Annotated in this window: 19 protein-coding genes and 1 other RNA gene; 12 read left to right on the plus strand and 8 right to left on the minus strand. The window is 56.3% G+C overall.

All coding sequences use genetic code 11. The features are described 5' to 3' along the window. The first annotated feature begins 59 nt into the window (after positions 1–59). The 7 genes from AC2FJB_RS04085 (at position 60) to AC2FJB_RS04115 (ending at position 4,761) form a co-directional block, all read left to right on the plus strand. Positions 60–710: a TenA family protein gene (locus AC2FJB_RS04085; RefSeq protein WP_496717507.1), complete on the plus strand. Its 651-nt coding sequence runs from the start codon at positions 60–62 to the stop codon at positions 708–710. Between the two features lie 15 nt (positions 711–725). Then, positions 726–1,088 carry a DUF4345 family protein gene (locus AC2FJB_RS04090; RefSeq protein ID WP_299636211.1) on the plus strand — a complete coding sequence of 121 codons (363 nt, stop codon included), beginning with the start codon at positions 726–728 and terminating at the stop codon, positions 1,086–1,088. 36 nt (positions 1,089–1,124) lie between these two features. After that, positions 1,125–1,497: a transfer-messenger RNA gene (gene ssrA / locus AC2FJB_RS04095) on the plus strand. Positions 1,498–1,597: 100 nt separating this feature from the next. Next, positions 1,598–2,029: an ester cyclase gene (locus AC2FJB_RS04100; protein ID WP_496717506.1), complete on the plus strand. Its 432-nt coding sequence runs from the start codon at positions 1,598–1,600 to the stop codon at positions 2,027–2,029. 125 nt (positions 2,030–2,154) lie between these two features. After that, positions 2,155–2,970: a chromate resistance protein ChrB domain-containing protein gene (locus AC2FJB_RS04105; protein ID WP_496717504.1), complete on the plus strand. Its 816-nt coding sequence runs from the start codon at positions 2,155–2,157 to the stop codon at positions 2,968–2,970. After that, positions 2,967–4,220: a chromate efflux transporter gene (gene chrA, locus AC2FJB_RS04110; protein WP_496717502.1), complete on the plus strand. Its 1,254-nt coding sequence runs from the start codon at positions 2,967–2,969 to the stop codon at positions 4,218–4,220. Before AC2FJB_RS04105 ends, chrA begins: the two co-directional genes overlap by 4 nt. Positions 4,221–4,296: 76 nt before the next feature. Next, positions 4,297–4,761, plus strand: coding sequence for an SspB family protein (locus AC2FJB_RS04115; RefSeq protein ID WP_496717501.1), 465 nt, complete (start codon positions 4,297–4,299; stop codon positions 4,759–4,761). Positions 4,762–4,788: 27 nt separating this feature from the next. Here the strand turns inward: AC2FJB_RS04115 and AC2FJB_RS04120 are convergent, their stop codons facing one another. Continuing rightward, complete coding sequence (locus tag AC2FJB_RS04120) at positions 4,789–5,352, minus strand: hypothetical protein (protein ID WP_496717500.1); 564 nt, start codon at positions 5,350–5,352, stop codon at positions 4,789–4,791. Positions 5,353–5,557: 205 nt separating this feature from the next. Between AC2FJB_RS04120 and fumC the strand changes: the two genes are divergently transcribed. From fumC to AC2FJB_RS04140, 4 genes are read left to right on the plus strand one after another with little or no spacing between them, the layout of a single operon-like run. After that, positions 5,558–6,952 carry a class II fumarate hydratase gene (gene fumC, locus AC2FJB_RS04125; protein WP_299896880.1) on the plus strand — a complete coding sequence of 465 codons (1,395 nt, stop codon included), beginning with the start codon at positions 5,558–5,560 and terminating at the stop codon, positions 6,950–6,952. Continuing rightward, positions 6,952–7,128, plus strand: coding sequence for a DUF4169 family protein (locus AC2FJB_RS04130; RefSeq protein WP_496717498.1), 177 nt, complete (start codon positions 6,952–6,954; stop codon positions 7,126–7,128). The genes fumC and AC2FJB_RS04130 overlap by 1 nt, the downstream gene beginning before the upstream one ends. After that, on the plus strand, positions 7,125–7,346 hold the full coding sequence (locus tag AC2FJB_RS04135; protein WP_299896876.1) for a ribbon-helix-helix domain-containing protein: 222 nt from the start codon (positions 7,125–7,127) through the stop codon (positions 7,344–7,346). The genes AC2FJB_RS04130 and AC2FJB_RS04135 overlap by 4 nt, the downstream gene beginning before the upstream one ends. A gap of 59 nt (positions 7,347–7,405) precedes the next feature. Beyond that, positions 7,406–8,008 carry a DNA-3-methyladenine glycosylase I gene (locus AC2FJB_RS04140; RefSeq protein ID WP_496717496.1) on the plus strand — a complete coding sequence of 201 codons (603 nt, stop codon included), beginning with the start codon at positions 7,406–7,408 and terminating at the stop codon, positions 8,006–8,008. A gap of 4 nt (positions 8,009–8,012) precedes the next feature. On the opposite strand, the gene AC2FJB_RS04145 is transcribed toward AC2FJB_RS04140, so the two are convergent. From AC2FJB_RS04145 to AC2FJB_RS04160, 4 genes are all read right to left on the minus strand, one after another. Then, positions 8,013–8,894, minus strand: a complete 882-nt coding sequence (locus AC2FJB_RS04145) for a fructose bisphosphate aldolase (RefSeq protein ID WP_496682114.1) — start codon at positions 8,892–8,894, stop codon at positions 8,013–8,015. A 73-nt stretch (positions 8,895–8,967) separates the two neighbouring features. Further along, positions 8,968–10,317 carry a cytochrome P450 gene (locus tag AC2FJB_RS04150; protein ID WP_496682112.1) on the minus strand — a complete coding sequence of 450 codons (1,350 nt, stop codon included), beginning with the start codon at positions 10,315–10,317 and terminating at the stop codon, positions 8,968–8,970. After that, positions 10,314–11,516: a hypothetical protein gene (locus AC2FJB_RS04155; protein WP_496717495.1), complete on the minus strand. Its 1,203-nt coding sequence runs from the start codon at positions 11,514–11,516 to the stop codon at positions 10,314–10,316. The genes AC2FJB_RS04150 and AC2FJB_RS04155 overlap by 4 nt, the downstream gene beginning before the upstream one ends. Positions 11,517–11,578: 62 nt before the next feature. Next, the gene (locus tag AC2FJB_RS04160) at positions 11,579–12,331 is read right to left on the minus strand and encodes a cytochrome c biogenesis CcdA family protein (RefSeq protein WP_117869038.1); all 753 of its coding nucleotides are present in this window, start codon (positions 12,329–12,331) and stop codon (positions 11,579–11,581) included. A gap of 106 nt (positions 12,332–12,437) precedes the next feature. Between AC2FJB_RS04160 and AC2FJB_RS04165 the strand changes: the two genes are divergently transcribed. After that, a complete protein-coding gene (locus AC2FJB_RS04165) occupies positions 12,438–12,671 on the plus strand; it encodes a sulfurtransferase TusA family protein (RefSeq protein ID WP_496717494.1) in 234 nt (77 codons plus the stop codon). 51 nt (positions 12,672–12,722) lie between these two features. On the opposite strand, the gene AC2FJB_RS04170 is transcribed toward AC2FJB_RS04165, so the two are convergent. From AC2FJB_RS04170 to AC2FJB_RS04180, 3 genes are all read right to left on the minus strand, one after another. Next, positions 12,723–15,590: an Rne/Rng family ribonuclease gene (locus AC2FJB_RS04170; protein WP_496717492.1), complete on the minus strand. Its 2,868-nt coding sequence runs from the start codon at positions 15,588–15,590 to the stop codon at positions 12,723–12,725. Between the two features lie 508 nt (positions 15,591–16,098). After that, positions 16,099–17,433 carry a sigma-54-dependent transcriptional regulator gene (locus tag AC2FJB_RS04175; protein ID WP_050603452.1) on the minus strand — a complete coding sequence of 445 codons (1,335 nt, stop codon included), beginning with the start codon at positions 17,431–17,433 and terminating at the stop codon, positions 16,099–16,101. 12 nt (positions 17,434–17,445) lie between these two features. Further along, positions 17,446–19,224, minus strand: coding sequence for a sensor histidine kinase (locus AC2FJB_RS04180; protein WP_117869040.1), 1,779 nt, complete (start codon positions 19,222–19,224; stop codon positions 17,446–17,448). Positions 19,225–19,245 lie beyond the last annotated feature (21 nt).

Raw genomic sequence — 19,245 nt, forward strand, 5'->3', positions numbered from 1 at the left:
CCTTGTACTTTGTTTTGAAACGCGCTTTGTCTGCATCAAAACAAAACTGGAGCTTCCGAATGCAGGACCAAACCCGCCCAACCGAAGTGCTGCGTCAGGGCAAAATCGACGACTGGCAGGCCGCGACAACCCATGCCTTCACCCGCGAACTGTCTGACGGCACCCTGCCCGAGGAAAAAATGCGCTGGTACCTGCGGCAGGATTATCAGTTCGTCGACGGTTTCGTGCGTCTTTTGGCCAGCGCCATCGCGCATGCACCGACCCTTGCAGACAGCGTACCGGCCGCGCAGTTTCTGGCGGTGATCACAGGCCCCGAGAACACCTATTTTCTGCGCGCGATGGACGCTTTGGGCACTGAACCCAGCACCGAGCCCGCGCCGGCCACACGGGCGTTTCAGGATCTGATGACCGAAACCGTGGCCTCTGGCCGCTATCAGAACATGCTGGCGGTACTCGTCGTAGCAGAATGGGTTTACCTGAGCTGGGCCAGCCCGGAAAACCCACCCAAAGACGGCTTGCCGTTCTGGTTTGCGGAATGGATCACGCTACATGCGGGCGAAGGGTTCGAAAGCGTGGTGGAATATCTGCGGCGTCAGTTGGATAACGTCTGGCCAACGCTGGATGCGGATGAACAGGCCGAGGTTACACGGCTGTTTCATCGAGCCGTCGAGCTGGAACGTGATTTCTTTGACGCCGCTTACGCGGCCTGAACCAAGGAGGCCGCTATGGTCGCTACTCTGAACGTCATTGCGGCATTGCTGACCATCGGGTTCGGCGCTTTCGGGTTTTTGGCCCCGGCCCATACCGCGTCGGCCCTGGATCTGGCCCCGACCAACAGCACAATGGGGTTGTCCGAGATGCGCGCCTCGGTCGGTGGTTTATTTGTTGTGACCGGGATCGCCGTTATCTGGCTGAACAACCCTATGGCCTATGTCATGCTGGGCATTGTCTATTCCGGTGCTGCGCTGGGCCGGTTTGTATCGGTCGCGCTGGACAATCCACCCTTTGCCAAGGCGTTGATCTTTGGGGGAATCGAACTGGCTCTGGCGGTCTGGCTTATCTCCGCAAACTTCAACAAAGCCACCTAACAGATTGGAAATATGGGATGCGACAGACTTCATTCTGAGTTTGCATCCACCCATCACCTCACCTATATAAGAGGTGTCCTTCGGGACTATGGACATAAACGCGCTCGTAATAAGCGGATCGGACCCGGGGGCGGTACCCGGCGGCTCCACCATACACCTTCTGGGGGCATCCTTCGTTTGGGGATCACTTTCGGAACCGGGGGGCCGAAATAGGATCGACGAACGTCTAAAGGGGTTAGCTTTGTCCCGGCTGTCTGCCACCGTTACCGGCGAAAACAGTACAATTGCAAACGACAATCGTGCTCCGGTTGCAGTTGCTGCGTAAGCAGTAGCAAGACCGAAACTTAAGCCCTTGCGCCTAGCCGCGTAAGGCGGGGTTCGCAGGTACCTGGCAACAGAAACCTGCATTAATCCCCTACAAGTCTGAATTATTTACCCGCGTTTTCGCGGGTTCAGAGTTTGTTCACTCCTTTTTGTCATCTTACCAGCACTTGGACAGGAGAGCTGGGATGACGAATTCAGAGATACTCAGAACGTGGTATTCCGAAATTTGGGAAAACGGAAACACCGAAGCAATCGATCAGTTCTTCGCACCCGAAACAATGGCCGAAGGGCTGATTCCGGAAATGCAGGTCGGTGCCGACGATTTCCGGGATCTGGTCATGGCGTTCCGCCACATTCTGGGGGACATCAAGGTCGAGTTGCCCAAGATCATCGAAAACGGCGACTGGGTGTCAGCCATTCTGCATGTTCGTACTTTTCGTGCCGACAATGGCGCGCCACTGGAAGTCACCGGCCAGGTCATGGCGCGGTTCAAAGACGAAAAGATGGTTGAGGCTTACAATCATTTTGATTTCATCTCGTTTTTTGAAGAACTGGGCCAGTTTCCATCAGACACCCTTCCCGTGTGCATGACAGGGCAGCGCCTGGACTGGGCGTGAACACAACGCAATCTTGACCCCTATGACCCTTGCGCGTTAGCAAGTGTCATGGGGTAAGATTGCGAACGCCCCGTGAGGCGACAGCCCAAGTTTCGCATGTATCCGCGGTTACAAGGAAACATGCCATGGCATCGCCCAACTCTATTTCCCCCAAACAACTCCTGCGTCTGATTGGTACTCCGAATGCGCCCGTTCTATTCGACGTCTGCCTGAATGACGATTTTGACGAAGATCCCTATCTGATCCCCGCGTCAGTCCGGCACCCGGTCACAGATCTTCAGGGGCTGAAATGCAAGATCTCCGGCCGCTCGGCTGTGATTATCTGTCAAAAAGGTAAGAAGCTGAGCCAGGGCGTTGTATCCTGGCTGCGCAGCGAAGGGCATCAAGCCGAATATCTGGAAGGTGGTATGTATGTCTGGCGCGAATTGACCGACGCGCTACGCGTACCCGCAGCCCGCATTCCTGAACGGATTGGTGGTCATACGCTCTGGGTCACGCGCCACCGACCAAAGATCGACAGAATCGCATGTCCCTGGCTGATACGCAGGTTTGTTGATCCCGACGCAAAATTTCTGTTTGTGGCACCCGGCGAAGTCGAAAGCGTTTCGACTGCTTTCAGGGCGTCACCTTTTGATATCGAGAACACGTTCTGGAGCCACCGGGACGACAATTGCACGTTTGACACCATGTTGGATGAATTCGAGCTTCACTCCCCTGCACTTGACCGGTTGGCCACAATAATCCGGGCAGCAGACACGAACCGACACGCGCTTGCACCCGAAGCGGCGGGATTGTTGGCGGTGTCCGTCGGGCTTTCAAGGCAGTATCGCGATGACCACGAAAACCTGGAGGCCGGGATAACCCTTTACGACGCGCTGTATCGCTGGGCTCGCGATGGGTTTGACGAAAGCCATGACTGGCCCACAGGTCGAACACCATGACACCGGTACTGACAGAGATTATCAAGGTCTTCGGCAGGATCGGACTGCTGTCTTTCGGTGGACCCGCTGCACAAATTTCCTTGATGCATCAGGAATTGGTCGAGCGTCGATCCTGGCTGGATGAACAGACGTACCTGCGCGCCCTGTCTCTGTGCATGTTGCTACCTGGTCCAGAGGCGATGCAGCTTGCGACCTATGCGGGGTGGCGTCTGCGCGGTGTTGCTGGCGGGCTGATTGCCGGCAGCTTGTTCGTGTTGCCCGGCGCGGTGGTGATCGCGGTTCTGGTCGCACTCTATTCAGCATTTGGCGATATCCCCTTGGTGCAGTCGGCCTTCACGGGCATCAAGGCAACTGTCATCGTGATCGTTTTGCAGGCGCTTCGCAATCTTTCGCGTAAGGCATTGAACGATCGCGAGCACCGGACAATCGCAATTCTGTCCTTCCTGTCCATTTTTCTGCTGAACCTCCCCTTTCCAGCGATCATTTTCGCTGCCGCTTTCTGGGGGTACGTGACGTTCAAGGGACCCGTTGAAACACCCACACGGGAAGGAACATCACATCTGGCGCGCTCTCTTCGAACGATTGCTGTCTGGTTGCCGCTGTGGCTGGGCCCGCTTGTCGCTCTGAGCGTCACAGGTCATCAACTGCTGAGCGATCTGGGGTGGTTTTTTGCCCGTCTCGCTGTCGTGACCTTTGGCGGCGCATATGCCGTGTTGGCCTATATGACCCAAACGGTTGTTGACCAGTACCACTGGATCAGCACGGATCAGATGATAGATGGGCTGGGTCTGGCGGAAACGACACCGGGTCCGCTAATTCTTGTTACACAGTTTGTCGCCATGCTGACCGGGCAACAGACTGGTGGGTTTACGTTGGCACTTGCCGCTGGCGCGGTTGCATTGTGGGCGACGTTTGTTCCCTGCTTTCTTTGGATTTTTCTTGCGGCCCCTTATCTCGATCGTTTGGCTGCACGTCCCCGCCTGTCAGCAGCCCTGCACGGAATCACCGCAGCCGTCGTCGGAGTGATTCTCAACCTTTCCGTGTGGTTCGCCCTGAATGTTCTTTTCGAATCGGTGCCTGAAAAATCAATGGGGCCATTGGCAATACCCATGCCGCAGTTATCCGCATTGGATTTCACAGCACTAAGTCTAACTATCCTTGCTGGGGCCTTGATTTTTCGACTGAAATTAGGGATGGGAACTGTGTTGGCCCTGATGTCGATGGCCGGGCTGGTTGCACACAATATCTGATCAATCCGGTTATACCCGCCCTTTCGTTTCCGAACAAAACCCCTATGCTGAGCATAGCCACTTTTGAGGATCAAATATGTCGCAAGGCATCGATTATGGAAACCTGATGCACACCGCCATGCGCGGCCTGATCAAAACAGTGCTGACGGAAGTTTCCCGAACCGGTCTACCCGGGGCGCATCACTTCTTTATAACTTTCGACACGCGTGAGAATGGTGTGGAAATCGCAGACTGGTTGCGTGAACGCTATCCCGAAGAAATGACCATCGTCATGCAGCATTGGTTCGAGAATCTGGAAGTCGGAGAGGCCGGCTTTTCCATCACTTTGAATTTCGGAGACGCACCAGAACCGCTGTATGTCCCCTATTCCGCAATCAAGACGTTTGTGGATCCATCGGTCGAGTTCGGTCTTCGCTTTGAAAGCCCGGAAGATGAAGACGAGGAAGATCACATCATCGAAGATGAGATCGAAATCGAAGTCGAAGAAGATGAAGCCCATCACGATGCGGAAGTCGTGTCGCTGGACAGCTTCCGGAAATAACACTTAAAACCCCGCCCTGCGCGGGGTTTATCGCTTCATCAGAAAAGTCTCAACCGACCGGGATTTTTGGCCGTCGATGAATCGTGAGAACGCGAGGTTCAGCCCGCCTTCGGCCAGTGTACGGTCGAATTGCTGCAACTCATAGCCTCCATCCTCATCTATAAACAACGAAAACACAGTCAGCGTGTCGCCGACAATGCGGCCCCATACAAACGGCTCGCCCTTCATCGGGTCCAATGGGACTTCGTGACCAAAGACATTGCGTTTCATCGCCGCCGAAAACACGTCCGGGCGGTCCGACGGGACAAAATCAATCGAAAACTTCTGTTCCTTTATACGACCGTCCAACTTGTAGGTTGTCGTCCGCCAACTGACGTTGAAACCGTTTTTGGTCTCGACAATAGAAACGCTCATGTCGCGTGGCGTTGCAGTGCCATCCGCGTCCACAACTTCGGCAGAACCGATATAGTCACCTAAGAATGGTGTTATGTCTGACGCGCGGGCCTGCAAACTCAGAATCGACAGCCACAAAGCGCAAACTGCAAGTATCGCGGCAGCTTTTTCAAGCTTAAGGCGATGGAAATTTGGCATTTTATCCTCCTGGGCGGTCATTGCTCTATTGTAGCCCAGAGGTGTCCGCAAACAACGCACATTCTCCCCCAATAACGATTAAAGTGACGCACCCCGCGCCTATACGTTTGACGTCCTTAAGTTTAAGGTGCGCGCAACTGGCCGATTGCGTCACGGCGTGGCTGCGGCTAAACGGCATACAACTGCATACCAGACGGAGTGACCGATGTCTCAAACCCGCACAGAATCCGACAGCTTTGGCCCGCTCGAGGTTCCTGCCGACAAGTATTGGGGCGCACAGACGCAGCGCTCGATCATGAATTTTCCCATCGGCTGGGAGAAGCAGCCGGTCGCCATCGTGCGCGCGCTGGGCGTGATCAAGAAAGCCTGCGCGATGGAGAACAAGGCGACCGGAACGCTGGACGTCAGGATTGCCGATGCGATCATTCAGGCCGCAGGCGAGGTGATCGAGGGCAAATTTGACGACAACTTCCCGCTGGTCGTATGGCAGACGGGTTCGGGCACCCAGTCGAACATGAATGCGAACGAGGTCATCGCCAACCGCGCTATCGAGATTCTGGGCGGCGTCATTGGCTCAAAGGACCCGGTGCACCCGAATGATCACTGCAACATGGGGCAATCGTCGAACGATACCTTCCCAACCGCCATGCATATCGCCACTGCAATGAGCGTCAGGGACGTGTTGCTTCCGGGGCTTGAGAAACTGGCGTCCGGGCTCGAGCAGAAGGCCAAGGAGTTCAAAGACATCATCAAGATCGGCCGAACGCACACGCAGGACGCGACACCGCTGACACTGGGTCAGGAATTCAGTGGCTATGCCCACCAGGTTCGTCAGGGGATCGCACGCGTACACGCGGCAATGCCGGGGATTTATGAACTGGCCCAGGGCGGTACGGCCGTTGGCACCGGCCTGAACACCCAACACGGCTGGGATAAAGCCGTTGCAGGCCATATGGCACAGATCACCGACCTGCCCTTCGTGACAGCCCCGAACAAGTTCGAAGCGCTGGCCGCCCATGATGCCATGGTCTTCCTTTCGGGCGCTTTAGCGACGATAGCCGGCAGCTGCTACAAGATCGCAAACGACATTCGTTTCTTGGGCTCCGGTCCTCGTTCCGGTCTGGGTGAGCTGATCCTGCCGGAAAATGAGCCCGGGTCGTCGATCATGCCCGGCAAGGTAAACCCGACGCAGGCCGAGGCACTGACTCAGGTCGCCGCGCATGTGATGGGCAACAACGCTGCGATGACATTTGCCGGGTCGCAAGGTCATTTCGAGTTGAACGTCTATAATCCGATGATGTCCTACAACCTGCTGCAATCGATCCAGTTGCTGGGAGATGCCTCCGACAGCTTTACCGAGCGGATGCTACTGGGCATCAAGGCCAATGAGCCGCGAATCGACAAGCTGATGAAGGAATCGCTGATGCTGGTCACGGCGCTTGCCCCAACCATCGGGTATGACAATGCCACCACCGTTGCGAAGACCGCTCATAAGAACGGCACCACCCTCAAGGAAGAAGCCATCGCGCTGGGCTTTGTGGATGAAGCAACCTTTGACGCCGTCGTCCGTCCCGAACAGATGATCGGCCCGAAAGACTGATGGGCAAGCCGTTCAATCTGAACCGGTATCGAAAAGAAAAAGCGCGGGCCGTGAAAAAGGCCCGCGCTGACCAGAACGCGGTCGCGTTTGGACAAACGAAAGCTGAAAAAGAAATCGTGAAGCTTCAACAAGAAAAACAAAAGCGCGACCTCGACAATCATGAGCTGGACGAATGAGCGGCCGCCCTGTCAAACGCTCTCTGACCCTGAAAGGGCATCGAACCTCGGTTTCACTCGAGGATGAGTTCTGGAGGGCTTTTCGCGAGATCGCTCATGAAAAAGGGCAACCAATCAATGTCTTGGCGGCTGAGATTGATGTGGAACGCGACCCGCAAACCGGCCTTGCATCGGCCATACGCGTCTTTGTTCTGAACTGGTTTCGCAATCGCGATTAGGACTTGTCACTCCTTGATCACCGCGTGTAACGTGAATGGAGAACAAAAGAGGTACATTCATGAGCAACACCATTACCGGCCCGGATGGTCAGCAAAGGTGCGCATGGTGTCAGGCCGCGCCCGAGTTCTTTGAGTATCACGACAATGAATGGGGCTACCCTGTTGGCGAAGACCAACGGTTGTTTGAAAAACTGTGCCTCGAGAGCTTTCAGTCAGGCCTCAGCTGGCGGACAATCCTGAACAAGCGCGAAAACTTCAGGAAAGCCTTCTGCGGATTTGATTTCAACAAGATGGCTGCGTTTTCTGATGCAGATGTGGAACGCCTGCTACAGGACGCCGGGATCATCCGTCATCGCGGCAAGATTGAAGCAGTGATCAACAATGCGCGTTGCGCGCAGGAGTTGGTGGCCGAGGAAGGGTCTCTGGCGGCCTATGTCTGGCGTTATGAAGCTAAAACGCCGCCGCCACCGCAAACAGCATCCACATCTCCCGAGTCTGTGGCCATGTCAAAGGATCTCAAGAAACGGGGGTGGAAGTTTGTTGGCCCCACAACCGTGTTTGCGTTCATGCAGGCCATGGGCCTGGTCAATGACCACGCCGAGGGCTGCATCGGCAGAAAAAAAGCGACACAGATGCGCCGCTCTTTCACCAAACCTGCCTGACGGATCAGACCGAGGCTTTGTAAATCTTGTCGATGTTACCACCCAGAGCCGCGTTGAATTCGGCATCTGACTGCTGCTTCGACAGACCTTCGGTCAAAGCCCGCGAGAAGGATGCGATCATCTTGCCGTTCTGACCCAACAGGTCGCAGGCTTGTTCCGTCGAATAACCGCCCGACAAGGCCACAACACGCAATACCCGCGGGTGGTCTGCCAGCGCGTCATACAGGTTTGCCTTTGTCGGGATCGTCAGCTTCAGCATCACTTCCTGACCCTCGGCCAGTTGATCGAGGTTTTTGAGGATTTCCGCCTTCAGGATTTCTTCTGCCTCGGCCTTGGTTTGCGAATGGATGTTAACTTCGGGTTCCACGATCGGAACCATACCGGCATCGGTGACTTCGCGGGCAACGTCGAACTGTTGGGCAACCACCGCCGCGATGCCGTCGGCATTCGCTTCGTGAATGACAGAGCGTTCCTTGGTGCCGAACACACCATCGGCCTTGGCCAGGGTCTCGGCCAGACCGGGGATCGGTTTCATCACCTGGACGCCGTTTGCCTGTTCTTCCAGGCCTTTGTCGATCTTCAGGAAAGGCACGATACCTTCGACAGACCACAGGTAGTCGGCAACCTTGCGACCTTCGATCTCTTCCCCCAGCGTACGTTCGAACAGGATTGCGCCAATCACTTTGTCCTTGGTGAAGTCGTCGGCCAGAATGATGCGGGCACGCATCTTCTGGATTTCACCGAACATCTCTTCGTCTGAGCTGTAGTCAGATGCCTCGACACCATACAACGCAAGCGCTTTCGGGGTTGATCCGCCGCTTTGATCCAGTGCCGCGATAAAGCCCGTGCCGTTGATCATCTGCGCGCGCTGTTCTGCTTTGGACATATTGTTTTCCCGTTCAATGATGATTCCGATGTTCTTCCCCGCATACAACAGGGCGTGAACCGATGGTAGGTTGTTAGCGCTCAAACAGGCGTAACCATATGCCATCTTTAGATCGAACCGTCAGATGTGCGACCGGAACAGGTGTTTTTCCCGGGATTGTTTCGAACCGGAAACGGCGCAAGAGCATCGACAGGATCAGCGGCCCTTCGACCATTGCAAACCCGGCCCCGGTGCACACTCGAGGGCCCGCAGAGAACGGAATGTAGGCGTCGCGCTGGCAGCGCTTGCCGTTTTCCGTGCCCCAACGCATAGGATCAAAACCGTCCGGATTGTCCCACAAACGCTCCTGACGGTGCAAATGCCAGGGGCTGATCACGATTTGCGCGCCAACCGGCACATCCCTGTTACGGAACCGTTCGGGGCACGTGGCCTCGCGGACCATCATGGGCACCGGAGGATAAAGGCGTAGCGCTTCGCGAAACACTTCCCGGCTGATCCTGAGTTTTGAAACAGAGACAAATGAAGGCTCATCCAGAACAGCGGCTTCATCTGCAACTTTCTGTTGCCATTCCGGGTAAAGGGCCATCAGGTACAGCGTCCAGGCCAGGGCGGACGCACTGGTTTCATGCCCGGCAAGAAAAAAGATCGCTACCTGATCAACCATTTCCTCGGGGTCGAAGAACTGTCCGGTTTCGGGATCAGCCGTTGTCATGATCTTGGTCGCCAGATCATCCGGTGCCGTTCCGTCCTTGATGGCCTTTGCGCGTGTTCCGGTGAGTTCCGCAATCAGCGCCCTGATATCCCGCGCGTTTTGTTTCGTCGCCTTGGAATGGAACCGGGGCAGCCACTTTGGCAACGGAACAAAGGCCGCGAGATTCAGCAAAGGTTGCTCACGCTGATAGGCCCGAAACTTGTCAAACACCTGACTGGCAATAACGTGTTCGATAGGAACGGAAAACAAGGTGCGGAATATGACGTCCGCCGCCGCATGGCTTGTCTGTTCTTCAAATTCGATTTGTCCGCCGACATGAGGTCGCAACCGTTCCACGCACGCCTCGGCAGCAGCCAGCATGGCAGGAAATGTATCCTTCAACCGCCCGCCTTCGAACGCCGGATCGATAATCCTCCGCTGTCGTTTCCAAGTCTCACCGTTGGTCAGAAATACCGAATTGCCAAGCAACGGCCGCAGGCCTTCGCTGATCCTGCCAGATTTCGGGAAATCGTCAGGTCGCTTCTTGAGGACCGTTTGAATCAGGTCCGGTTGATTGATCATGAACGACCGGAAGAACGGAGTTTTGAATTCGGCCATCCACGCGCGATACAGCCGGGCTGGCTGGGCCGACAGCAGGTCATGTCTGAACAGTTTCAAATAGCGCAGCAAAGAAACCTTATCAGGGCGCGGTTCTGGCTTGGGCGGGGTCATGGGCGTACCGAGGTGAACTTGGACACAGGCGTCTCGATGCGGCTGCGCGAAGCCTCACGATCCGCAAACCTTTGCTTCAGCGTCAAAGGACCAGCCGTTATCCGGAAATAGTCATAGCTTCCCGGCTTGTCGAACGCGCAAAGGTACTGAAAGTGCAAACGAAAAAACCGCCATCGCAACGCCTTCCAGCGTTCCGGCGACAACGTTTGCGTAAAGGCCGCCGACAGGACCAGCGGCCAACGCTTGTCAGAGCGCGCAACCCCCGTGACCGCAACCGGATCGCAAAGAGCAAAGGCGCAGCCGTCTCCGGGGGCAGAGACATCGACCCAGGTGAGTTCAGACCGCGTGGACAGGAAATGCAGGTCGGACCGCAACTCGTATGCCTGAGGCAGAAACGAAACCATCGGAACAACCTGCCCCAAGCTGAGGAAAGACAGTGCTGCCCGCCGCTCCTGCACGTTCGTTTTTCGGATCAGTTCAGCCAGAACAGACGTTCCCATATGCGCGCCCGAACTGTGGCCTACGACCAGCACTTCATCCACATCGGACTTAAGCGCAGCTTCGATCGTTTCTCGAAACGCAGCCAACCTGTCATGCAGCTTGGCAGGAGTTTTTCCCTTCAACTGTGCAGAATAAGCGTAATCATGCATCAGGTAGTAAGCAAACAGCCGGTTGTCGACCTTGCGGAACCATAACAACAGCGCAACGGCTGCGGCCGCTCCCGGGAACAGCCCCCACCAACCTGCCATGGCTGTGCATGCCCATGCTACCGCAAGCGCAATCAGCAACTGGGACACCAACATACCTACTGGATACAACGCCGCGATCACCGGCCCCTTACGGAGGCGCATCAGACGCCACAATGTGCCGGTTGAAATGTAGATCCAGGCCGTGCGCGCCAATTGCCAATAGGTCGCTGGAATCGAGACCGACATGCTGTCGCGCACGATGTCGGACCACACCAGAACCTCGAACTCAGTTTCAACGGTCAGGCCATCTTGTTCCGAGGTCACACGCCACCCAAAACGCTCGCCTGTCGTCTTTGGGGCGATTGCGATCTCGTACCCCGAGATCGGGGCCTGTTTCTGAGACTCGGTGCGATACAACTCTCGATACCGCCGGGGCGGCATAGGATCGTAGCCGGGTATATAGAACACCCGACGTCTGCGCACCTGCGGCTGATTTGTGTGACTGCTCATGCCCTTACCTTCTGACGCGCAGGTTAACGCAGGCTTGAGGTCAAGGTAAGAGGGTCAGGTGATCAACCGAAATTTGCCAGCGCCGGGAAGGTTTCCAGCAGCCACCAGCTAAAGCGGGTGAAAAGACCCGTGATCAGCATTATTCCGACAAACAACAGCAGGCCGCCCATGACCTTCTCGATCGTGCCCATATACGGTTTGATCCGGTTCATCACGGTCATAGAGCGATTCAGGAACATGGCTGCCAACAAGAACGGAATACCCAAACCCGCAGCGTAAACACCCAGCAAAAGCGTGCCTCGTGCAACCGAGGCTTCGTTGGCAGCCAGTGACAGGATCGCCCCCAGTTGTGGCCCAATGCACGGAGTCCAGCCGAATGCAAAAGCAAGGCCAAGGATATAGGCACCAAAGACCGAACCACCGGAATCACCGGTTTCAATCCGTGCTTCGCGATCCAGAAAAGGAATCCGGAAAACATTCAGGAAGTGCAGACCGAAGACAATAACAACGGCTCCGGATAACTTGGCAAATAGCACCTGATTTTGCAGCACAAACGCGCCAAAGGCCGATGCGGTAAATCCAAGCAGCAAAAAGACGGTCGACAGGCCCATGACAAAGAACAGGGCCGACATGGTTGCCTTGCGCCGCGCGCGGGCCTCGTCCTGCATCTCATGTATGGTGACGCCGCTCATATACGCCAGGTAAGGCGGTACGATGGGCAATACGCAGGGCGACAGAAAGCTGATCAAACCACCCAGAAGCGCGACGAACATGGCGGGCAGAAGTCCCGCGTCTATGATTTCGATTCCGAACATGTTTCTGCACATATGTGATGAAGAACGATCCGTCACGGGGCCAAACAGTCACATCCTCGTGCTCAAAATCTGGACAATATTACAACTTCACCCTATCCCGAAAATCATGTCAGAGATTACAGATACCCTGGACGCCTTGGGCCTGTTGTGCCCGTTGCCCGTCCTGAAAGCCCGAAAACGACTGAAGTCTATGCCTGAAGGTGCTGTTCTGCGGGTACTGGCCGATGATCCTGCGGCCATAGTGGATGTCCCACATTTTTGTGCCGAGGCCGGACACACGCTACTTTCGCAAAACCTTGACGGCGCGCATCAGATTTATCTGATTCGGAAATCCAGCTGACCTTTCGCGAGGTCAAACAAAAAAGGCGGGCCTGTCAGCCCGCCTTTTTTGTCAACTTCCCAGCGACCACCAACCGCGCCGTTTAGGCTTGGTTGATACAGGGTCAGGTTCTTCCGCTACGGCTTCCAGCACCGGCTCGGGCGTTGCTGCTAATGGCGCGTCATCGACGGGATCGTCGGCATCTTTTACCTCGGATGCTTCCACAGCTTCCATAGATGGCTCTTCTGACTCATCGGTCTGTTCCGCCGCATGCGCCATATCCGTGCCGTTTACAGATTGCTCTGTTGGCAGCGACGAACCAGATTCCGCTTCGACAGATTCAGCGGTCACCTCAACCTGATCCGCTGAGACCTCAACGCCTTCACCCTCAATGCTCTCGCGAGCTTCTTCGGTCGCTGATTCTTCTGCAACAGCTTCAACCGCAATGGCAGTTGTTTCTTCAGACTGATTTGTAGCTTCTTCCGCTGTTACGTCTTTCTTACGACGACGCGGGGCACGTTTGCGCTTGGGCTTGGCAGGTTTCTCTTCCTCCGAAGCTTCAGCTTCAGCCGCTTCAGCATTTTCAACGTCAGAAGCATCGCTCTCTGCGTCTTCTTGTGCTGGCGTTTCGTCCTCTTCCGCGCTCTGCTCCTGCGTGTCGCCATTGCCCGAGCCTTTTTTGCGGCGGCGGCGACGGCGTTTGCGCTTGGGTTTTGTCTCTTCTTCGGTCTGAGCGATTTCCTCTTCAGCCTCTTCCTCGTCAGAGGAATCGACAAGATCCATCAGCGACGCATCGACCGAGACGACGGGCGCCGTGGCCTCGGGAACGATCCTGCTGGCCGTCTTGAACTTCTCCATCGAGAATTCCGGGCTGACCAGATGGATATCCCCTTCGATCCTTACCGACAGGCCGTACCGCGCCTCAATCTGCGCAATATGTTCCCGTTTCTGGTTCATAAGGAAGTTGGCGATGCTAACCGGGCAGCGTACCAACACTTCGCGCGAACGCCGACGGGTGCCTTCTTCTTCAATCTGACGCAGGATAGACAAAGCCATGTTGTCGTCCGAGCGGATCAGGCCGGTGCCATGACACGCCGGGCAAGGCTGTGTCGTTGCCTCGATCATACCGGGGCGCAGTCGCTGACGGCTCATTTCCATCAAGCCAAAGCCCGAAATACGACCCACTTGGATGCGCGCACGGTCGGTTTTCAACCGCTCTTTCATACGCTTTTCAACGGCCGCATTATTCTTGCGCTCATCCATATCGATGAAGTCGATCACGATAAGACCGGCCAGATCGCGCAGACGCAACTGCCGTGCAACCTCTTCTGCAGCCTCAAGGTTGGTCTTGAGCGCGGTTTCCTCGATCGACCCTTCCTTCGTGGCACGGCCCGAGTTCACGTCGATCGCCACCAGTGCTTCAGTCACGCCGATCACGATATAGCCACCGGATTTCAACTGTACGGTCGGGTTGAACATCCCCGCCAGATAGCTTTCCACCTGATAGCGCGCGAACAGCGGCAGCGCATCCTCATACCGTTTCACGTTCTTGGCGTGAGACGGCATGATCATCTTCATGAAATCCTTGGCGATGCGGTATCCGCCCTCGCCTTCAACCAGAACCTCGTCGATATCGCGGTTATAAAGATCACGGATCGACCGTTTGATCAGGTCGCCTTCCTCATAGATCTTCGCGGGTGCGATGGATTCCAGAGTCAGCGCACGAATCTGCTCCCACAAGCGCTGCAGGTACTCATAGTCGCGCTTGATCTCGGACTTTGTTCGCTTGGCCCCAGCCGTTCGAATGATCAAACCCGCCCCGACCGGCACATCAATATCCGAGGCGATCTCTTTCAGTTTCTTCCGGTCTACCGCGTTGGTAATCTTGCGGCTGATGCCACCACCACGTGCGGTATTGGGCATCAGAACACAATACCGGCCTGCCAGCGACAAATACGTGGTCAGAGCGGCACCCTTGTTGCCACGCTCTTCCTTGACGACCTGAACCAGCAGGACCTGACGTACTTTGATGACTTCCTGTATCTTGTAGCGACGCGGGCGCGGTTTGCGCGGCGGACGAATGTCTTCGCTGTCATCCTCATCAGCTACCGTTTCAATCGAAGCGTCTTTGGAAGCAGCGTCAGCGTTCAGCGTATCGTTGCCGTCCTCATCGGAGTCCTGTTGATCCTCAGAAGCGTCAACAGGTTCTTCTGTTTGCGCCGATTCAGATTGGGTTTCATCCCCTTCCGATTGAACTGCTTCTTCGGGTTCCACAGCTTCTTTGGCTTGATCGTCTGCGTCGTTTTTCGACGCCTCGACAGCCTGTTCCGTGACAACCTCCGCAACGTCTAACGCGTCCTCATCCGATGCGGTTACAGCCGCTTCTTCGGCCGCCGGCGCGTCGTCACCATCTGGCTCCTCTACCGGAGTTTCAGCGACGACTTCCATCGGCGAGGTACCCTCGGGCACGTCTCCGTTGGAATCGTCACCCTCGTCCAGATCGATGGTTTCCATGCCGGATGGTTCCGTCGACACCTCCATCGATTCGACCGGATCGTCGGATTTCACATCCGCAGCCTTTGAACGCGTCCGGGAACGCCGCTTCTTGGGTTTGGCCTCTTCAGCCTCATCGCGCGCCTTCATTGCCTCGGCATAGGCGCGCTCTTCCTCCATCAGCGCCTCGCGGTCAGCAACGGGGATCTGGTAATAGTCTGGATGAATTTCGGAAAACGCCAGGAAACCATGCCGGTTCCCGCCATAATCCACAAAAGCCGCCTGCAGTGACGGCTCAACCCGTGTTACTTTTGCAAGATAGATGTTGCCAGCAAGCTGGCGTTTGTTTTCGGACTCAAAATCGAACTCCTCGACCTTGTTTCCGTCCACCACCACGACGCGGGTTTCTTCCGCGTGGGTGGCATCGATAAGCATTTTCTTAGCCATGTGTCCTTGGTGCACCGCGCCAAACGCGTTGTCCTGACCTGTCCAGGCGGACAGGCGCTTTTGGGGAGGTGTCTTGTCAGGGCGATATCGGACGGCGCGCGGCAGGGTCTGGCGCTTTGGCCCCCTGCCCGTTCTCTCAATCGTTGCGCGCGCGTCATCGCGGTTCTTCTCCGACAGGCGCGTCTGAACGCAGCCTGCCCATTTATTCCTTTCGCCCAGATGTTCCGGGCTCAGGTACTCTACTGCCCCTATCGAGGCACAATCGGTCTGCTGAACCGCGAGGTCTTGATCCTCACCAACGGATCAGCAGCGAAACTCAAAGATTCGGGACTTGTAGGCGTCAAATACACCCGGCCCGTTCGGACACAATAAAAGCAACCCTGTGGAAAAGACAATGGGCAAACTGCATTCCATCACCCAACCAGCGTAACGGATCCACTTAATCTGGCCAAAAATATCTCGGGGGAGGCGCCATAGGCGACGGGGGCAGAGCCCCCAATCGCTTCGCTTAAAGATAATCCGAACGCTGGAGGCCGTATTTCGCCATCTTTTCGTTCAGCGTCCGACGCGGGAGGCACAGCTCATCCATGACAGACGCAATCGAGCCCTTGTGCCTGCGCATCGTGTTGTCGATCAGCATTCGCTCGAACGCTTCGACATATTCTTTCAACGGCTTGCCTTCGGTCGTCATCACCGGCTGCATTTCCTCATGATCCGACATCAAAAGCGACGCGATCGTGCCTGATCCACGACGCGACTGCAGCACCGCCCGTTCGGCAATATTGATCAACTGACGCACATTGCCCGGCCAGGGGGCCTGCAACAACTGCGCAGCCTCCTGCGCGCTCACCTGAGGTGCATCGCAACCATATTCTTCGGCAAATTGCTCACTGAGACGGGTGAACAAGGTCAGGATATCTTCCCCACGCTGGCGTAACGGTGGCATGGTGATGCGCAGCGCCGCCAGGCGATAGAACAAATCCGGGCGCAGCACGTCTTCCGACGTCTTGCCCGCCTCCTGCAAGTTCGAGATGGCAACGATCCGAGTCTCCGCAGGTGTGCCTTGCTCGTTCATCACGCTCAGCAGCTTGGCCTGCAACGTATCGCTCAACGCTTCGACATCTTCCAGAACCAGCGTCCCGCCTCGCGCCTCTTCGATGGCAGGCAGTTGCGCATCCTCGGGCATCATCGGACCAAAGAGACGCTTGGCCAGTGCGTCTTCTTCAAGCGCAGCACAGGATACAAGGACAAATTTCTTGCCTGCACGGCTGCCAACAGCATGAAGCGCGTGCGCTACAAGGGTTTTCCCGGTTCCGGTTTCTCCGTCGATCAACACATGACCGTCGGCCTGGCCGAGATCCAAAATATCCTCACGCAGCCGCTCCATAACCGGGCTGGCACCGATCAACTTGTTCATGATCTGCGTGCCACCGGACAGCTCTCGCCGCAGCGCACGGTTGTCCAGTGTCAGTCGGCGCGCATTGCTGGCGCGTTTGGCCAGCTCAGACATACGGTCTGGATTGAACGGTTTTTCAAGGAAATCAAACGCGCCAACCCGCATCGCCTCAACCGCCATCGGGACATCGCCGTGACCGGTGATCATGATCACCGGCAGGGTGCTGTCGGCTCCCATCAGTTTTTTCAGAAGCTGAATGCCATCCATACCCGGCATCTTGATATCCGAGATCACGATCCCTGGATAATCCGGACCCAGAACCTTGAGCGCATCTTCCGCGCTGGCAAAGGTTTCCGTGTCATATCCGGACAAAGCAAGCCATTGGCTGATTGACTGGCGCATGTCCTGTTCGTCATCCACAATGGCAATTTTCATGGCCTGTGCCATAGTCATTCCTCGTTATTCCGCGGCCTCGAGGCCGTCGCTTCCCAGTGCTGGCAACTGCATTTCAAACACCGCACCGCCGTATTGGCCGTTGCGCGCAGTCAACCGTCCCCCATGGTCGTTCACGATCCCTGACGAGATGGCAAGCCCCAGCCCAACTCCATCTCCGGGTTGTTTGGTGGTATAGAACGGCTCGAACAGGTTCTCGATATTCTCGATCCCATGCCCGTTGTCGCGCACCGTCAGTACAGCCGTATCACCCGCCGCCAGGATGATTTCCACATCTGGCTCTGCCATTGATTTGGTGGCGTCCAGCGCGTTTCTCAAGAGGTTGACCATAACCTGCTCGATCCGCATACGGTCCCCCATCACCATCACCGGTTCTTCAGGCAGGATCTGAGTGATCTTGACATGGCGCTGGCGCAACTGCGGTTCCATCATCGACAAGGCAGAGGCCAGTGCTTCGCCAAGGTTTACAGGTGAAAACGCGTCCGCCCCCTTGCGGGCGTAAGATTTGAGCTGCCGCGTAATCGCCCCCATCCGTTCGATCAGACCATCGATGCGACCGAAACTTGCCAGCGCTTCTTCAGGCCGGTTTCGACGCAACAGCAAACGGGCACCGGCCAGATAGGTTTTCATTGCAGCCAGCGGTTGATTCAGCTCGTGACTGACCGCGGCCGACATCTCGCCCAATGCCGCCAGTTTCGAGCTTTGGGCAAGGGTCTGTTCAGCCAAATCCAACGTCTTTTCAACCCGTTCGCGTTCAGCGATTTCCCGCTGTAGCCGGGCGTTCAATGCGCGAAGCTCTGCCGACTCGCGCTGAAACAGGGTCATGCGCAACGTCGCGCGTCGGCTCAGCGCGTAGAACGCCAGCGCCAGAAGAATCGCAAAGCCCATGATCTCGAGCGCCAGAACGCTGTTCACTTTCTCGCGGATCGAGGCATAGGTCGTGAATGACGTCATTTGCCAGCCGCGGAAAGGAATGCGCGTTTCCAGACGCATTACCGCCTCGCCTTGCAGGTAGGCGTCGGGTGGCAAAGCTGTCCAATCGGTCGTTGCGCGAATGGCCCGCTGGATGGCCCCTTGGGGTGGCTGACGCAGCAGGGCCGAGCCCTCATCCAGACCTCGCCAGCGCGGCTCAGTAGACAAGATGATGGTTCCGGTGCTGTCTGTAACCATCACCGCATCAGAAATACCGGCCCAGGCCTGTTCAAACTTTTGCAGATCGACTTCGACAACAATTACGCCCAGTATTTCAGCGCTGTTTTCAAGTCGCCGTGAGTAGACAAAGCTGTACCCGCCGGATTCCTTGGGAATGACGGAAAAGATCGTCGCATTTGACCGGATCGCGTCCACGAAATACGAAGTGTTCCTGTGTGCCTCGCCCAGTTTACTCCGATCTGTCGCTGCAACCGTTCGCCCGTCACCATCCAACAACCTCAGCGACGCCGCACCGATTTCTTCGACGAAAGAGATCAATCGCTGCGTCGACAGCGAATAGTCCCTGGATTGCAACGCCGAAATCAGGGTCGGATCCCGCGCCAGCAATTGCGGCACGATGGAATTGCGCCGCAATTCGCTCAGCAAATTACCGGAATACAGCGCAAGGCGCAGCTCGGCCCGGTTGCGTGTGGATTCGGTGAACCTGTCAGTCAGCAGACGGTTGGTGACCCAAACCGTTGCGATTGTTGCCACCATCAAAACCAGAACAGCCAGCCGCAGCCGCCACCCCAATGGGGCGCCGCGAAACGGTTTCAGCAGTTTTGACCATCCTGATCGCACGTCCGAGTTCATGGTCAGACGTTACGCGTGGGC

The organism is Ruegeria sp. CDSC085 (assembly GCF_059610465.1).

What these genes read in the sequence shown, in the direction of transcription:
- chrA (WP_496717502.1), top strand. Translation starts at nt 2,967, where the DNA reads ATGACACCGGTACTGACAGAGATTATCAAGGTCTTCGGCAGGATCGGA.
- AC2FJB_RS04160 (WP_117869038.1), bottom strand. Translation starts at nt 12,331, where the DNA reads ATGTTCGGAATCGAAATCATAGACGCGGGACTTCTGCCCGCCATGTTC.
- AC2FJB_RS04140 (WP_496717496.1), top strand. Translation starts at nt 7,406, where the DNA reads ATGAGCAACACCATTACCGGCCCGGATGGTCAGCAAAGGTGCGCATGG.
- AC2FJB_RS04155 (WP_496717495.1), bottom strand. Translation starts at nt 11,516, where the DNA reads ATGAGCAGTCACACAAATCAGCCGCAGGTGCGCAGACGTCGGGTGTTC.
- AC2FJB_RS04100 (WP_496717506.1), top strand. Translation starts at nt 1,598, where the DNA reads ATGACGAATTCAGAGATACTCAGAACGTGGTATTCCGAAATTTGGGAA.
- AC2FJB_RS04115 (WP_496717501.1), top strand. Translation starts at nt 4,297, where the DNA reads ATGTCGCAAGGCATCGATTATGGAAACCTGATGCACACCGCCATGCGC.
- AC2FJB_RS04105 (WP_496717504.1), top strand. Translation starts at nt 2,155, where the DNA reads ATGGCATCGCCCAACTCTATTTCCCCCAAACAACTCCTGCGTCTGATT.
- AC2FJB_RS04165 (WP_496717494.1), top strand. Translation starts at nt 12,438, where the DNA reads ATGTCAGAGATTACAGATACCCTGGACGCCTTGGGCCTGTTGTGCCCG.
- AC2FJB_RS04090 (WP_299636211.1), top strand. Translation starts at nt 726, where the DNA reads ATGGTCGCTACTCTGAACGTCATTGCGGCATTGCTGACCATCGGGTTC.
- AC2FJB_RS04120 (WP_496717500.1), bottom strand. Translation starts at nt 5,352, where the DNA reads ATGCCAAATTTCCATCGCCTTAAGCTTGAAAAAGCTGCCGCGATACTT.
- AC2FJB_RS04180 (WP_117869040.1), bottom strand. Translation starts at nt 19,224, where the DNA reads ATGAACTCGGACGTGCGATCAGGATGGTCAAAACTGCTGAAACCGTTT.
- AC2FJB_RS04085 (WP_496717507.1), top strand. Translation starts at nt 60, where the DNA reads ATGCAGGACCAAACCCGCCCAACCGAAGTGCTGCGTCAGGGCAAAATC.
- AC2FJB_RS04130 (WP_496717498.1), top strand. Translation starts at nt 6,952, where the DNA reads ATGGGCAAGCCGTTCAATCTGAACCGGTATCGAAAAGAAAAAGCGCGG.
- AC2FJB_RS04145 (WP_496682114.1), bottom strand. Translation starts at nt 8,894, where the DNA reads ATGTCCAAAGCAGAACAGCGCGCGCAGATGATCAACGGCACGGGCTTT.
- AC2FJB_RS04150 (WP_496682112.1), bottom strand. Translation starts at nt 10,317, where the DNA reads ATGACCCCGCCCAAGCCAGAACCGCGCCCTGATAAGGTTTCTTTGCTG.
- AC2FJB_RS04175 (WP_050603452.1), bottom strand. Translation starts at nt 17,433, where the DNA reads ATGGCACAGGCCATGAAAATTGCCATTGTGGATGACGAACAGGACATG.
- AC2FJB_RS04135 (WP_299896876.1), top strand. Translation starts at nt 7,125, where the DNA reads ATGAGCGGCCGCCCTGTCAAACGCTCTCTGACCCTGAAAGGGCATCGA.
- AC2FJB_RS04170 (WP_496717492.1), bottom strand. Translation starts at nt 15,590, where the DNA reads ATGGCTAAGAAAATGCTTATCGATGCCACCCACGCGGAAGAAACCCGC.
- fumC (WP_299896880.1), top strand. Translation starts at nt 5,558, where the DNA reads ATGTCTCAAACCCGCACAGAATCCGACAGCTTTGGCCCGCTCGAGGTT.